8 protein-coding genes are annotated in these 15,464 nt (G+C 42.3%); 7 read left to right on the top strand and 1 reads right to left on the bottom strand.

Features of this window, described 5'->3' with window-relative positions; genetic code table 11:
* Positions 1-24 precede the first annotated feature (24 nt).
* A complete protein-coding gene (locus tag A9970_RS05030) occupies positions 25-1,629 on the bottom strand; it encodes a fimbrillin family protein (RefSeq protein ID WP_182981540.1) in 1,605 nt (534 codons plus the stop codon).
* A gap of 509 nt (positions 1,630-2,138) precedes the next feature.
* Here A9970_RS05030 and A9970_RS29015 point away from each other — a divergent pair.
* The 7 genes from A9970_RS29015 to A9970_RS05060 all read left to right on the top strand — a co-directional run bounded on the left by A9970_RS29015 (position 2,139) and on the right by A9970_RS05060 (position 15,438).
* The gene (locus A9970_RS29015) at positions 2,139-2,468 is read left to right on the top strand and encodes a DUF6660 family protein (RefSeq protein WP_346069325.1); all 330 of its coding nucleotides are present in this window, start codon (positions 2,139-2,141) and stop codon (positions 2,466-2,468) included.
* Between the two features lie 152 nt (positions 2,469-2,620).
* Positions 2,621-6,943: a CusA/CzcA family heavy metal efflux RND transporter gene (locus A9970_RS05035; RefSeq protein WP_182981541.1), complete on the top strand. Its 4,323-nt coding sequence runs from the start codon at positions 2,621-2,623 to the stop codon at positions 6,941-6,943.
* A 7-nt stretch (positions 6,944-6,950) separates the two neighbouring features.
* The gene (locus A9970_RS05040) at positions 6,951-8,261 is read left to right on the top strand and encodes an efflux RND transporter periplasmic adaptor subunit (RefSeq protein WP_182981542.1); all 1,311 of its coding nucleotides are present in this window, start codon (positions 6,951-6,953) and stop codon (positions 8,259-8,261) included.
* 34 nt (positions 8,262-8,295) lie between these two features.
* The gene (locus tag A9970_RS05045; protein ID WP_182981543.1) at positions 8,296-10,329 is read left to right on the top strand and encodes a heavy metal translocating P-type ATPase; all 2,034 of its coding nucleotides are present in this window, start codon (positions 8,296-8,298) and stop codon (positions 10,327-10,329) included.
* A 162-nt stretch (positions 10,330-10,491) separates the two neighbouring features.
* Positions 10,492-11,676 carry a DNA polymerase IV gene (gene dinB / locus A9970_RS05050; protein WP_120336176.1) on the top strand — a complete coding sequence of 395 codons (1,185 nt, stop codon included), beginning with the start codon at positions 10,492-10,494 and terminating at the stop codon, positions 11,674-11,676.
* Positions 11,657-14,593 carry a DNA polymerase III subunit alpha gene (gene dnaE / locus A9970_RS05055; RefSeq protein ID WP_182981544.1) on the top strand — a complete coding sequence of 979 codons (2,937 nt, stop codon included), beginning with the start codon at positions 11,657-11,659 and terminating at the stop codon, positions 14,591-14,593. Before dinB ends, dnaE begins: the two co-directional genes overlap by 20 nt.
* A gap of 47 nt (positions 14,594-14,640) precedes the next feature.
* Positions 14,641-15,438 (top strand): GIY-YIG nuclease family protein, encoded by a 798-nt coding sequence (locus A9970_RS05060; RefSeq protein WP_182981545.1) that lies wholly within the window; start codon positions 14,641-14,643, stop codon positions 15,436-15,438.
* The last annotated feature ends 26 nt before the right edge of the window (positions 15,439-15,464 follow it).

Raw genomic sequence — 15,464 nt, forward strand, 5'->3', positions numbered from 1 at the left:
TCTGATTACTGTTCTATTTATTGATTATTGGCAAGGGATTTTCTTCTTTCCAGCACCTACACCCTTGATAATAGTACGTCCATCAACAAGTTGGGTTACTTTTACAGTGTTGCTTTGTGTTGCACTCCAAGGGAATGTATTGAAGCTGTTGCCATTCACGAGTTTAAGTTCGTATAAAGGACCGCCGGATGTTTTACTACCAAACATGGTTACTTGGCCAGTTCTGCTGATGACAAGTTTGATCAATGGACTTGTACTTGTGCCTTTCATGTTGTAAACCTGATCGATTCTTTTGTTGGTTTCAATATTGTTGCCAGCGTATTTGCTTCCATCAACAAACTGGATGTTTTGAGCAGAAGAAGCGCCTACCTCAAATTGAATTTCCTGTTTCGCTAATTTGACACCATTTACTTCCATGTTGAATGCATTGTCCAATTCGGTCATGTCGAAAACAAAACCATAGTCTGCGGCTGGAGCAGTAAAGCTTCTATCAATTGTTGTTCCATTGGCATAGAATTTACCGTCTTTCATAATACCGGTTTTGCCACCCGATGTTGTTGCTGGATAGCTCCAGTCCAAACCACTGCTGGTTACATCTTGTGTACAGGTTCTGAAGTTAAGTTTCAGGTCGTATTTCTGTCCAGGATTGATTTTAACATTTGGAATGGTGATATTTGTTTTGGTTTCATCATCAAGGGTTAGACTGCCGAGCATCAATGTCCCGTTGCTGGTTGTGGGGTGGATCAATAACGCTGGGTTACTGATCACAGTACGTAAGCCATTTCCCAAAGCCGGGAATTGTGTGGTGACACCGGCGTTGTTCAAGCCATTGTATGTTAATGTTTCATCTGAGAATTTCAAATTTGCACTACTGTGACTAGGTTTTAATACTGCAGTACCGATTTGAGTGATGGCTCCGGTCATGCTTGGATCCATGGTCAATGTTGTGGTGATTTGGCTAAATCTGTGTTTTAATACAACATTTAAGTTGTTTACACCATTTTTTAACGTTAATGTACCTGTGTAATACATTAAATCACCGCTAATATTGCTCAAGTTCGCTGCAGAAAGCGTGTTTTGATTATTAATAGCCGGTAATGCTGTGGTGCTATTGATCGAATAGGCAATGAACGTATATGATTTTCCGGCGTCAAGAACGATACCTGCGGCAGTAGCTTCCTCACCGTAGCTATAATCTTTTGCCGTTACGTAAGCTCCTTGGTTGTCATAGACAACAACTTTATACTTGACGTTTTTGTCCAATGGCTTCTCTTGTGTTTGGACAGCCGCTAGTTTGGGGTTGGATGAAGCAACGAGGCTTTTTGTAACCGCTGAATTGTTTGTTAGAACAACGTCAACTGAGCCTCCGTTTTCTAACGGTACAGTCATTTCCTGTACATCAGGTGCATTGCTTGATGAATGCGAAGCGTTTGCAGATGCTTGCTTTTGAACAGCATTGTTGTCTGTCTCATTGTAAGCTTCTACGCCCGATAGATTGATTTTAACGACAGTTTCTCCTGTTAATGCGGTGTTTTCTCCACTTTTGTTACATGAGTAGAGGCTAAGTGCGAAAGCACTGCAGCCTAGCATGAACAGGTTTGTCAGTCGGCGATGGGGGATTAGATTCATGTTAATTGACATTTTGTTTTGTTATTGATTTTTGATTATTTGATTTCGTTGTTGATTTGTTTTGCAAAAACTATTGCAGTTGTATGCCGATTTGTGTTTGAAATGTGGTATACCATTGCTTTTTTATTGCTGTTATTTTTTATCGATGCAATTATATAAATAGCATTTTACTTAATGTACTGTATTTATGTTATCTTATATTTCTTGTAGAGAAATATCTACAATAGTGTTGTTTTGTATTTAAAATGCTGTTTGAACATGTTTTATGCGTTTTTCTGTTAATTACAATTCGTTTTATTTGAATAATAATTTACTTATAATTAATATGTGTATCAAGTAGTAGTGCTGTGTAGGATTGTGCGGTTTTATGAGGCCTAGGGAAAGAAAAAAACGCTCGGTTGAGAGCGCATGTCCCTTTATTTTATAGTAGGCACTGGAGATGATGCGAACCAATAGATTTCCGATGTTAAGGGGAGATTATGATTTATTTTTTTTAAATTTGCGTATTCATGAGGTTAATTGTTTTCATATTGATAGCATATATTATGGGACTTTCTTTTGTTCCCTGCAGTGATTCTAGCAATCGCTGTGAGCAGACTGCTATGGAAACACAATTAAACCAAACTCATAACCATAGTGATGACGCATCTGATGCTTGTTCTATTTTCTGCTATTGCAATTGTTGTAGTGGAAATATAACGGCTTATGCGTATCAATTTCCGCAAATAGATGGTGTCCCGGTATCAATTTATTTTGATAATCGTAATCCTGTCCTCAATACAGCGATTGTTTCCAGTTATTTTGGAAGCATCTGGCAGCCGCCAAAAGTTAATGCTTAATTTTTCGTAAAAATTCTAAAAACAAATCTGATGGAGCGCGCTATGCTGTTCTTTATTCAGCTTTGTGCTCGGAATCCGTTTGTTGCATTTTATTACGCCAAGCGATGAAGATATTCTAACGAGCTATTATTTAAGCATTAATCACGTATATTGTGTTAGATCATATTATAAAATTTAGCATTAAGAACAAGATCGTTATCGGTTTAATGACCTTGTTGCTTATCATTTGGGGGGCATGGAGTGCGACGAAACTACCCATAGATGCCGTTCCCGATATTACCAATAATCAAGTCCAGATTTTTACCTCTTGTCCAACTCTTGCCGGACAGGAAGTAGAGCAATTGGTCACTTTTCCAATTGAACAAAGTATTGCAACTGTACCCAAAATTGAAGAGATCAGGAGCATTTCACGCTTTGGACTTTCTGTCATTACCGTTGTTTTTGACGATGATGTAGATATTTATTTTGCCCGTCAGCTGATCGGTGAGCGTTTAAAAGAAGCGGTGGATCAGATTCCACAGGGTATTGGTAAACCTGAGTTGGCTCCAGTAAGTACCGGATTGGGAGAAGTGTATCAATATATTATCCATCCCAAAAAGGGAAGCGAAAAGAAATACAACGCAAAAGATTTGCGAACCATGCAAGATTGGATTGTTGCCCGCCAGCTTTATGGAACTCCTGGAATTGCCGAGGTCAATAGTTTCGGTGGCGAGCTTAAGCAATATGAAGTAGCTGTTGATCCGAATAGACTTAAGGCGATGAATATCACGATTCCAGAGATATTTACTGCCCTAGAGAAAAATAATCAAAATACAGGTGGTGCCTATATTGATAAAAAACCGAATGCATACTTTATCCGGGGGATTGGACTGGCGACCTCTTTGGAAGATGTCAGAAATATCGCTATCCGAAAATCAGGGTCTATACCGATTTATGTAAAAGATGTTGCAGATGTACGTTTTGGTCATGCTGTGCGTTATGGAGCCTTGACATACAATGGTGAGGTAGATGCTGTGGGTGGCGTTGTCATGATGCTAAAGGGTGAAAACAGCAATGAGGTGGTCAATCGTGTGAAAGAAAAACTACCGACTATCCAAAAGTCTTTGCCTGATGATGTGGTTATAGAGCCCTATTTAGACCGGACAGATCTCGTTGGGCGTGCGATCAGTACCGTTGAAAAAAATCTGATTGAAGGTGCCCTGATCGTAATTTTTGTCCTGGTATTATTTCTTGGGAACTTGCGGGCAGGCCTTATCGTTGCTTCAGCAATTCCACTGGCGCTGCTGTTTGCACTTGGACTGATGAACGTCTTCGGCGTAAGCGCCAATTTAATGAGTTTGGGTGCGATAGATTTCGGTTTGATTGTGGACGGAGCCGTCATTGTGGTGGAAGCGACGCTACACCATTTAGGCTTACGAAAGTCAACCGAGAAATTGACCCAGGCCGAAATGGATCATGAGGTATTTGAGTCTGCTTCAAAGATTCGTACCAGTGCAGCCTTTGGTGAGATTATTATTCTTATTGTCTATATTCCAATTTTAACATTGGTGGGTGTTGAAGGGAAAATGTTTCGTCCAATGGCACAAACAGTTGGGTTTGCCATTTTCGGAGCATTGATTCTCTCGTTAACCTATATCCCCATGATGTGTGCGCTGTTTCTGCCGAAAAAACACAGCGACAAGAAAACGTTGAGTGACCGGATGATTGCAGGACTACAACGTATTTATGAGCCTTTATTACAAAAAGCCATTCGGTTTAAATACCTGATCGTGAGTTTAACTGTTGCCATTTTTGCTTTGTCAGCCTTCTTTTTTAAGAATATGGGGGGCGAGTTTATTCCACAATTGCAGGAAGGCGATTATGCATTCCATTGCATACTTCCTCAGGGAAGCTCGCTTTCGCAAAGTATTGAAACCTCTATGCAGGCTTCCCGGATTATCAAGGAGTTCGATGAAGTGAAGATGGTCGTCGGTAAAACAGGAGCTGCGGAGGTGCCGACAGACCCTATGCCACCGGAAGCGACAGATATTATGGTGGTATTGAAGCCTCAAAAAGAGTGGAAGTCGGGCCGTTCTTATGAAGAACTGGGGAGCGCTATTCTGGAGAAGCTAGAAGTAATTCCGGGTGTCTTCTTTGAGAAAAATCAACCTATTCAAATGCGTTTCAATGAGTTAATGACGGGTATTCGTCAGGATGTTGCTGTAAAGATCTTCGGTGAAAACATCGATTCACTGGCCGCTTACGCCAATGTGGTTGCCGCTCAGATTCAATCCGTTCAAGGAGCAACTTCTCCACAAGTGGAGCGCGTATCCGGTCTCCCGCAAATTAATATCGTTTATGACCGCACCCGTATAGCGAATTATGGATTGACAATTCAGGACGTCAATGATGTGGTGAGTACCGCCTTTGCCGGTCGGAGTACGGGACAGATCTATGAAAATGAACGTCGCTTTGATCTGGTCGTCAGGTTAGATACAACGCACAGAAATAGTATTGATGATGTGCGTAATCTGATGATTCCTACAGATACGGGCACACAGATCCCTCTTTCTCAGGTTGCTGCCATTGATTATAAATTGGGGCCGGCCCAAATCAGCCGCGAAGCTGGTAAACGAAGAATTGTGATTGGATTTAATGTGGCAGGGCGTGATGTTCAAACCGTAGTAAAAGATATCCAACAACAATTGACTGCAAATGTAAAACTTCCTGCGGGTTATTATTTCACCTATGGAGGTCAGTTCGAGAATTTGCAAAAAGCGAGTTCGCGCCTGTTGATTGCTGTGCCAGTGTCCTTATTGCTTATTTTTATGCTGTTGTATTTCACGTTCCATTCCTTTAAGCAGGCGACGCTAATTTTTACCGCAATACCAATGAGTGCTATCGGGGGTGTATTTGCATTGATGTTGCGTGGCATGCCTTTCAGTATTAGTGCCGGTATCGGTTTTATCGCCTTGTTTGGTGTGGCCGTACTCAACGGTATCGTTTTAATTGGGACATTCAATCAGTTGAAGAAAGAGGGCGTCGATGATATTTTTCAACGCGTTAAAGAAGGTACTTTGACTCGTTTACGTCCTGTACTGATGACAGCGACGGTGGCCTCACTGGGCTTTTTACCGATGGCAATCAGTACAAGTGCCGGCGCTGAAGTTCAGAAGCCTTTGGCAACGGTTGTTATCGGCGGATTGATAACGGCAACTTTCCTGACGTTGTTTGTGCTGCCGTTATTGTATATAATTTTTAATTCTAAATTGAATATGAAACGAAGTAGGGGTGCTAAGACCTTTGTTACAGTACTTGTTTTCTTATTTATGGCCTTGGGATCTCAGGTGTTTGGCCAAGAGCGCATTTCTGTTACAGAAGCTGTGGAAACTGCGCTGAAGAGCAATCGCCAGTTTCAGATCAACCAGGCTGAAATCGTGGGCGCTGGTTTCAATGTTAAAACGGCGACCGAAATCCCCAAGACCGGGATTTTTGCAGAAAATGAAGATTACCGTCCTACGGATAAGGCCGGCTTATTGAAAATTGGTATAACGCAAAGTATTGCCTGGCCCGGGCTCTATGCGGCGCGCAAGGAGTATTTTAAACAGCAACTAAAATATGCGAATTTGAATACGGATGTATTGAAAACTGCGATTACCAAAGACGTAAGGACAGCCTATTTTCAACTTTGGTATCTCCAGGATCGCCAAAAGCTGTATATGGAGTTGGATAGCATCTATACAGCCATGTTCAAAGCAACTGAACTTCGCTTTAGAACGGGTGACGTGGCTGCGCTGGATAAGATCGCAGCTGAGGCAAAACTGAAGGAACTGCAGGCGCAGCTTGTTCAAAACAAAAAGGACATTGTTATCCAGCAACAGCAACTTATGCTCTTGTTGGACCGTAACGAGTGGATGCTCCCATTGGATCAGTCCTTGGAGAAGATTGTCGTGAACGCCAGTCCATCTGAGGAAACAGTACATCCTTTACTTGTTTTACAGCAGCAAAACGTAAATATCGCTTCATCGAATATCGGTGTTCAGAAAAATACAAATAAGCCTGAGTTCTCGGGTCGATTTTTCTCCCAACGTGTTTGGGGAGCCAAGGATCCCTTATCGGGATTTTCGGTCTCCGCATCTTTTCCGGTCTTTAGCCTAGGCGCGTATAAAAGTAAAGTGAAGGCTGCCAACGCTGAAATGGAAGTTGAACAGCGTAAGTTGGAATATGATACGCAGGTATTCCAGACAAATAAAGGGAATGCACTTGCTGAAATTGACAAGAATAGTGCGTTACTACAATTTTACGAGTCTTCGGGTTTAAAACAAGCTGATGCCATCATTAAAGCGGCTAGTTTGGGGTATAGAACGGGGGAGATCAATTTTGCTGAATTAAGTCAATTTTTAAGTCAGGCTATTGGGATTCGTCAGAATTATTTAGAAGTCCTCAATCAGTATAATCAATCAGCAATTCAATATAATTACTTCAATAACAAATAAGTCAACAATGAAAGTTTTCATAAAGATATTTATCGTATGTATAGCCGTTACTGTTTTTTACGGTTGCGGTTCTAATGAGTCGGAGCGTAAAGGTCAAGCGGAGGGAAAGGAAGCGCCTAAATCCGAAGAGGGGCATGAGGAAGGACCGGTTACCGTAGCGGCACTGAGTGCGGCACAAATAAAAGCTGTGGGCATCGTTTTTGGAGGTATTGAAGAGAAGGAACTAACAGCTACAATCAAGGCCAATGGGCTTTTGAGTGTACCCAATAACAATAAAGCGAATGCAACGACGCTTTACGGTGGTGTTGTAAAGACATTAAACGTGCAGTTGGGGGATAACGTACGCAAGGGGCAGGTGATCGCTACGATTACCAACCCCCAGTTTGTACAGTTACAGGAGGAATATGTATCCCTTGCAAGTAAGATTACCTTGGCGGAACAAGAAATGGCAAGGCAACAGGAACTCAATGAAGGTAATGCGGGCGCACGGAAAAATCTGCAGGCAGCAACAGCAGACTTCAACAGTTTACGGGCTCGAAAGGCCTCGTTGCAACAACAGATCCAATTGATGGGCATAAATCCCAATAGCGTGAATCTTTCTAATATGCGGACCTCATTGGCCGTAACAAGTCCTATCAATGGAACAGTAAGTAATGTTTTTGCGAAAATTGGGAGTTATGTAGATGTCTCTTCGCCAGTGATCGAGATTGTTGACAATAGTCTGTTGCATTTGGATCTGCAGGTGTTTGAAAAGGATCTACCTTTGGTTAAAGTCGGACAGCTCATCAACTTTCAACTGACCAACAACCCGGATAAGACCTATACCGCCAAAGTTTTTACAATTGGATCTTCCTTTGAAAATGATAGCAAGACCATCGCTGTGCACAGTACGGTTGTGGGCAGCAAAGTGGGGTTGATTGATGGGATGAACATCACGGGTATGATCGGTGTCAATAATGTACGGACTCCGGCTGTTCCGAATGACGCAATCGTGGAGGCTGACGGCAAGTATTATATTTTTGTGGAGACAGACAAGAAACCTGAGGAGCATGAAGAAGGGCACGACGATCACGGGCATGCGCACGATGAAGGTGAAGCAAAACATGCGCATAAAAATGAGCAAGAAGCTGGGCAGCATGGTGAAGAACAGGCTAAAAACATCAATTTTGAAAAAATAGAGATTCAAAAAGGCGTGTCTGCTTTGGGATATACGGCGATTATCCCGGTTACCGAAGTTCCTGCCGGGACGAAAATTGTTGTAAAGGGTGCCTTTTTTATCAATGCTAAAATGAGCAATACAGGTGGGCACGAACATTAATTGACAGTATTTGTTAACATAATCAAAGCAAGTTATGGAACATCAACATCGTTATGATGCACAAGGCAGACAGCTTTGTTGTACACAGACAGAAAAAATATATAGTCAGGCGGGAGCAGAAGACCTTATTGGGAAAGCTCCGGCTTCCAGTCATGGTCATGATCATAGCCACGATGAAGACGGTCACGACCACTCAACGGCAGGGGTTAGTCAGATGCAGTTGTTCTTACCCGCGCTAATTTCCTTTATTTTGCTCATTGCAGCAATAGCCATGGATAATTGGATTGCGCAAGCATGGTTTAAGGATTGGGTTCGTTCGGGCTGGTATATCGTATCTTATCTGCCTGTTGGGTATCCTGTGATCAGAGATGCCCTAAAGAGTATTGCTAAAGGGGAAATCTTTTCGGAGTTTCTTTTAATGAGTATTGCTACGATAGGAGCTTTTGCGATCAAAGAATACCCAGAAGCTGTAGCGGTGATGTTATTTTACGCCGTGGGCGAGGTATTTCAGACCTTAGCGGTGAGTAGAGCTAAAAGTAATATTAAGGCACTACTGGATCAGCGTCCGGATGAAGTGAACATTTTGGAGAATGGAAAGAGCAAAGTAATCAAGGCCGCAGGCGCAGGTATCGGAGCAATTGTTCAGCTGAAACCTGGCGAAAAGCTCGGGCTCGATGGTGAGTTGCTTTCTGAACAAGGCGCATTTAATACTGCTGCGCTGACTGGCGAGAGCAAGCCAGATACAAAAATGAAAGGTGATGTTGTGCTGGCAGGAATGATTAATATGAACACGGTGAGCTTAATTCGGGTGACAACAGCTTATCAAGATAGCAAACTGAGTAAAATCCTAGAGCTTGTACAGAACGCAACAGCTCAAAAAGCGCCTACTGAACTGTTTATCCGCAAATTTGCTAAGATATATACCCCAATTGTCGTGTTTTTGGCTATTGGAATTTGCCTCCTGCCTTACTTGTTTGTCGATCAATATGTATTTAGCGACTGGTTGTATAGAGCACTCGTATTTTTAGTGATATCCTGTCCCTGTGCACTTGTCATCTCGATTCCTTTGGGGTATTTTGGTGGAATCGGTGCCGCGAGTAGAAATGGTATACTTTTTAAAGGCAGTAATTTTTTGGATGCGATGGCAGATATCCGGCATGTGGTGATGGATAAAACCGGAACAATGACTGCCGGTGTTTTTAAGGTGCAGGAAATTAAGCTACAGGCTGGTTACGACGAGGCAAGAATTTTAAAGCTCGTCAATAAAATAGAAAGCCACAGTAGCCATCCAGTTGCAACAGCGATTAGGGAATATGCAGGTGCGATCGACGAGTCTATTAATCTCAATAATATAGAAGAAATCGCCGGACATGGATTAAAAGGAATTACTGAAGGCAAAGAGTTGCTGGTGGGTAACTTTAAATTGCTGGACAAATTTAATGTAGCCTATGATATCGATCCGAATAGTATCGTATATACGACCATTGCCATCGCTTTGGACGGTAAATTTGTAGGATTCATGACCATCGCCGATAGCATTAAAGCAGATGCCGCGCTTACAATTCAGCTACTGCATAAGCTCGGTGTAAAAGCGACGATGTTGAGCGGGGATAAGACGACGGTAGTCGCCTATGTTGCCAAGGAACTTGGAATAGATCAGTCCTATGGTGACCTGCTTCCGGAAGATAAAGTGAATAAGGTCAGGGAAATAAAGGGGCTAAATGAATCTGTTGCTTTTGTTGGTGATGGCGTTAACGATGCTCCGGTTGTCGCACTGAGTGATGTTGGAATAGCGATGGGTGGACTGGGCAGTGATGCGACGATCGAGACGGCAGATGTCGTGATACAGGATGACAAACCTTCGAAGATTCCAATGGCCATTCGCATTGGGAAACAAACGAAAAAAGTTGTTTATCAGAATATTGGCCTTGCTTTTATAGTCAAAGGGATCGTGTTGATTCTTGGAGCTGGAGGTTTGGCAACAATGTGGGAGGCTGTATTTGCCGATGTTGGCGTATCGTTAATTGCGATATTGAATGCCATTAGGATTCAGAAAATGAAATTTTAACAATTGGCGCTAAGTTACACCCGTCCTTTTCATTGAACGAAATGAAGGGCGGGTGTATTCCTATTTTTATTCGCTATCATTTATAAATACTAAATATATTAGTATATTTGAGCGTGATTTTTATTGCTTTTAGGCGATATAAGACGTCAATACATGAATGATATGGAAAGGAGCATCGTACATTGTGATCTTGATACATTTTTTGTATCAGTTGAGCGGCTGATAAACAGTAAACTTAATGGTGTACCGGTACTTATTGGCGGTAGCAGTGATCGGGGCGTGGTGGCTTCATGTTCCTATGAAGCCAGAAAATCAGGGGTGCATGCCGCGATGCCGATGCGCTTGGCATTAAGAATGTGTCCGGATGCTGTTGTCGTCAAAGGCGATCATGATCTCTACAGTTATTACTCCAATATGGTGACCGAAATTATTTCGCTTGAGACACCGGTTGTAGAGAAAGCAAGCATCGATGAACATTATCTTGATGTTTCGGGAATGGACCGTTTCTTTGGATGCTGGAAATGGACACAGGAATTGCGGCAGCGTATTATTCGGGAAACGGGGCTTCCGATCAGTTTCGGCCTTTCCGTCAATAAGACGGTGTCTAAAATAGCGACCGGCCAGGCGAAACCATGTGGTGAGCTGCAAGTAAATGGAGGTACAGAGAAGCAGTTCCTGGCGCCGCTTTCTATTCGGAAAATACCGATGGTCGGCGATAAGTCGTATACCTTGTTGCGTAATATGGGGATTTCTAAAATTGGAACGTTGCAACAAATGGAGATTTTCACGTTACAACAGGTCTTAGGAGAAAATGGTGTAAATATCTGGCGGAAGGCCAATGGTCTGGATGATACGCTTGTGGTCCCTTTTCGTGAACAGAAATCCATGTCCAAAGAAACGACCTATCAGCAGGATACGATTGATATGGATGTATTGCGGCGGACACTCATCGGTATGGTTGATAATCTTGCCTTTGAATTGCGTAAAGAACAGCGGCTTACCAGCTGTGTTACGTTGAAGATACGCTATAGTAATTTTGATACCCATACCCAACAATTGCAGATCGGTTATACCAATTCCGATCGAAAATTGATTGAAGTTGTGCTATCCCTATTTAAAAAATTATATAGTCGCCGCATGTTAATTCGGTTGGTGGGGGTTAAGTTTTCTGGTTTGATCTATGGAGCTTACCAAACCGATCTATTTGCGGATAATGCCGAAGAGGTAAATCTGATGCAGGCGATGGATCGTATTAAAAGTCGTTACGGTACAGCGTTTTTGATGAAAGGGATCTGTGTGCCCATGCCCGGGGAGAAAGGAGGGGTAGATGCTCTTAAATCTTCGTAGTTTCTATAGTTTGCGTTACGGCACATTGAGTCTAGAAGACCTTATCGAAGGTATTCAGTCCGGTGGTTACGATACTGCCGTACTAACCGATATTAACAATACTTCCGGATCATTGGATTTTATTCGGTTGGGTCGGAAAAAGGGACTGAATTTACTCGCAGGAATGGAGTTTCGAGCCGATAATAAGCTTTGTTTTGTCGCTATAGCGAAGAACGAACGTGGTTTTCAGGAGATTAATGCCTATCGTACCAAACTCAATATGGAGCAACGATCGGTACCGCAACGTGCTCCTGATTTTGAGGAGGTATTTGTTGTTTATCCTTTTTCAGCGATCAGCCACCATGGCTTGCGCGACTATGAATATATTGGCATAAGGCCTTCGGAACGCACCAAAGTACGTTTGCTGGACCGGAAAATTTTGGCGAATTGTGTCATATTAGCACCGGTAAGTTTCCAACAAAATGACTATGTGTTACATAGGCAATTGCGTGCCATTGACAATAATCTGTTGATATCACAATTGGAAGCGGATCAGGTGGCCCATCCGGATGAAGTACTTTTGTCAAGAATCACCTTAACTGAAATGTTTTCGGATTTGCCCGAGCTTATGAACAATACAGAGCAACTGCTTGCCCAATGCTCTTTTTACTTCGACTTTGAGACAGTTAAAAATAAAACCACATTTACAGACAGTCATTATGCAGATCAGCAATTGCTTTTTAGTCAGGCATTCGCGGGGCTGGAAAGACGTTATGGAAAAAATGATTCCGTTGCAAGGAAACGAATCCAGCGGGAATTGGAAATTATTGAACAACTTAAATTTTCAAGCTATTTTCTGATAACGAATGATATCTGTCGCTATGCACGGCATAGCGACTTTCATTACGTAGGGCGTGGATCTGGAGCAAACTCTGCCGTTGCTTATTGTTTGGGAATTACCGATGTTGACCCCATCGCTCTGCATTTGCCATTTGAACGTTTTCTAAATCCGAAACGGAAGAGTGCCCCCGATTTCGATATTGACTTTAGCTGGAATGAACGTGATGCTATGTATAGTTATATTTTTAATAAGTATAAAAGTGGACATGTTGCATTGATGGGCGCAATGAGTACGTTTCGGTCGCGCAGCATTTTGCGTGAGCTCGGAAAGGTATATGGTCTTCCTAAAGGAGAAATAGATCGGTTGATCAACGAACCTGAACATATGCTTAACAAAAATGAGGTAACGAATACCATTTTGAGTGTCTATAATCGGATGGCGGATTTTCCTAATCAGCGTTCAATTCATGCGAGTGGTATCCTCATTTCCGAGGCTCCCTTGGCATGCTATGGAGCTATGGACTACCCACCTAAAGGACTTCCCACGATGCAATTTGACATGTATGTTGCCGAAGATATTGGTTTTGAAAAATTTGATATCCTATCGCAACGGGGAATAGGGCATATCAAAGACTGTAAAGCAATCGTACGTGAGAATTTGGGCGAGCTGATCGATACCGACAATCCCAAGCTTTTCTTTCATGATCCGCTCATAGCAACGCAATTACAGTCAGCCCATACTATTGGGTGTTTTTATATAGAAAGTCCTGCGATGCGGCAACTTTTGACCAAACTGTCCTGTAATACCTATAACACATTAGTGGCAGCATCTTCCATTATTCGTCCTGGTGTAGCGAGTTCAGGAATGATGAGCGAGTATATTCGACGTCACCACGATCCTTATGTTGCGAATTATCCGCATCCAGTATTCAAAGAACAGTTGGAGGAAACTTATGGTGTGATGGTTTATCAGGAAGATGTGATGAAAATTGCGAATGCCTACGGTGGTCTTGACATGGCAGATGCAGATGTACTGCGACGAATGATGTCGGGTAAGTATCGTGATAAAGATCATCTTGCGGCCATCAAAGGACGTTTTTTTGCCAATTGCAAAACTCGAGGATACGAGGAGCAGGGAAGTTTGGAAATCTGGAGACAGATGGAGAGCTTTGCGGGCTATTCATTTAACAAGGCACATTCAGCCTCCTATGCTGTTGAGAGTTACCAGAGTTTATACTTAAAAACGTATTTTCCATTGGAGTTTATGGTTGCGGTACTCAATAATTATGGTGGTTTTTATAATCGTAAAGTTTACGTCAATGAAGCGCGCGTTGCGGGCGCTACCATCTGCCGGCCCTGTGTCAACCAGTCTCGTTTAAATGCACGTATTTTTGGAAAGGATATCTATCTGGGCTTTGATTGCCTACAGCATCTGGAGGAAAAATTGGCTTTACGGATTGTTAATGAACGGGAATTGAATGGACCTTATCTCAGTTTAGAAAATTTTATTGGCCGGACGGAAATTAGCTTGGAGCAATTGATCATTTTAATCCGTGTGGGAGCCTTGCGTTTTACCGCCATAGGGAAAAAGCAATTATTGTGGGAAGGCCATTTGATGATGAGTAAATATAAACCTACCCGTGGCGGAAATGTTCTCTTTGAAATCGAAACCAGAAAACCGCTACTTCCTTTGCTTGAAGAAAACATCTTGGAAGACTATTATGATGAACTGGAATTGATTGGTTTCTGTGTTACGGGGACATTGTTTGATTTGGCAAAAAGCAGCTATAGAGGTGATATTTTTGCAGAAGACATGACGGCGCATGAAGGTGAAACAATTCGGATGGTCGGCGATTTCGTCTGTGAAAAAATTGTCAGGATGCGCAATGGAGGGCAAATGAAATTTGGGACCTTTTTGGATGCTGAAGGGCATTTTTTTGATACCGTTCATTTCCCGCAGACACTTGTCGAATTTCCACTTCGGGGAAACGGCATTTATTTGATCGAAGGGAAAATTGTGGTTGACTATGGTTGCCCCACACTCGAAGTGAGACGATGCGCCAAGATGCCCTTAAAATCTGATCCACGAAGTGAATAGCCTATTTTTTAAATTACCTTTGTAAGATATTACCTGCTGTTAAAGTGATGACGAAAGAGCAAATTGCCGGATTGCTTGAAGGGGTACCCTCTGCAGTCGGCGTATATTATATTTATGATAAGCATGATGTGCTAATTTATGTCGGCAAGAGTATCGATATTAGAAATAGGTTATTGCAGCATTTTAGAAGTACAGATTTTAAGGAACGCAAAATCCAAGAAGCAGCCTGCAGAGTTGGATTTGAACTGACTGGCCATGAATTACTAGCGCTATTGCATGAATCTGACCTGATCAAAAAATATCAACCCTATTATAACCGGGCGCAGCGTCGAACCTACTACGGATTTGGCCTTTATCTAGCAGTGAATCCATTGGGCTATCAAGTTCTTCAAGTTGAGGCGCTTGATCCCGAGCGAGAAGAGTTCATGACCTTTTCGAGTTACCAGGAGGGGCGCGAGCAATTATTCAATATTGTGGAAGCTTATCAGCTCTGCCAAAAAATAAACAAATTACAGACGTATACGAAACATTGTTTTCAATATATGTTGAAGACCTGCAAAGGGGCATGTATTGGGCAGGAGCTTCCAGAAGACTATAATCGAAGAGTGCAGGAATTTGTAGCCTCTTCGGAGCTTCCGATGGGCGAAATATTTTTGGAGTTTTTAGGGCGTAATCCCAAAGAAAAGGGACTTGTTTACTTGTTGGATGGTCGGTATAAAGGATTTGGCTACTGTAATAAGCGTGTATATAGCGAAAAGAAAAAGCGAGAAGCCATCATCTTCAAAGCCGATAATAGAGATGTTAGACGTATTTTGAGACGTTATTTCAAACTCAACCCTGTTTAGATTTTTAACAACAATAATTTAATGGC

The organism is Sphingobacterium sp. UME9, assembly GCF_014170215.1.
Taxonomy (GTDB): Bacteria; Bacteroidota; Bacteroidia; order Sphingobacteriales; family Sphingobacteriaceae; genus Sphingobacterium; species Sphingobacterium paramultivorum.

What these genes read in the sequence shown, in the direction of transcription:
- A9970_RS05030 (WP_182981540.1), bottom strand. Translation starts at nt 1,629, where the DNA reads ATGAATCTAATCCCCCATCGCCGACTGACAAACCTGTTCATGCTAGGC.
- A9970_RS29015 (WP_346069325.1), top strand. Translation starts at nt 2,139, where the DNA reads ATGAGGTTAATTGTTTTCATATTGATAGCATATATTATGGGACTTTCT.
- A9970_RS05040 (WP_182981542.1), top strand. Translation starts at nt 6,951, where the DNA reads ATGAAAGTTTTCATAAAGATATTTATCGTATGTATAGCCGTTACTGTT.
- A9970_RS05045 (WP_182981543.1), top strand. Translation starts at nt 8,296, where the DNA reads ATGGAACATCAACATCGTTATGATGCACAAGGCAGACAGCTTTGTTGT.
- dinB (WP_120336176.1), top strand. Translation starts at nt 10,492, where the DNA reads ATGGAAAGGAGCATCGTACATTGTGATCTTGATACATTTTTTGTATCA.
- dnaE (WP_182981544.1), top strand. Translation starts at nt 11,657, where the DNA reads ATGCTCTTAAATCTTCGTAGTTTCTATAGTTTGCGTTACGGCACATTG.
- A9970_RS05060 (WP_182981545.1), top strand. Translation starts at nt 14,641, where the DNA reads ATGACGAAAGAGCAAATTGCCGGATTGCTTGAAGGGGTACCCTCTGCA.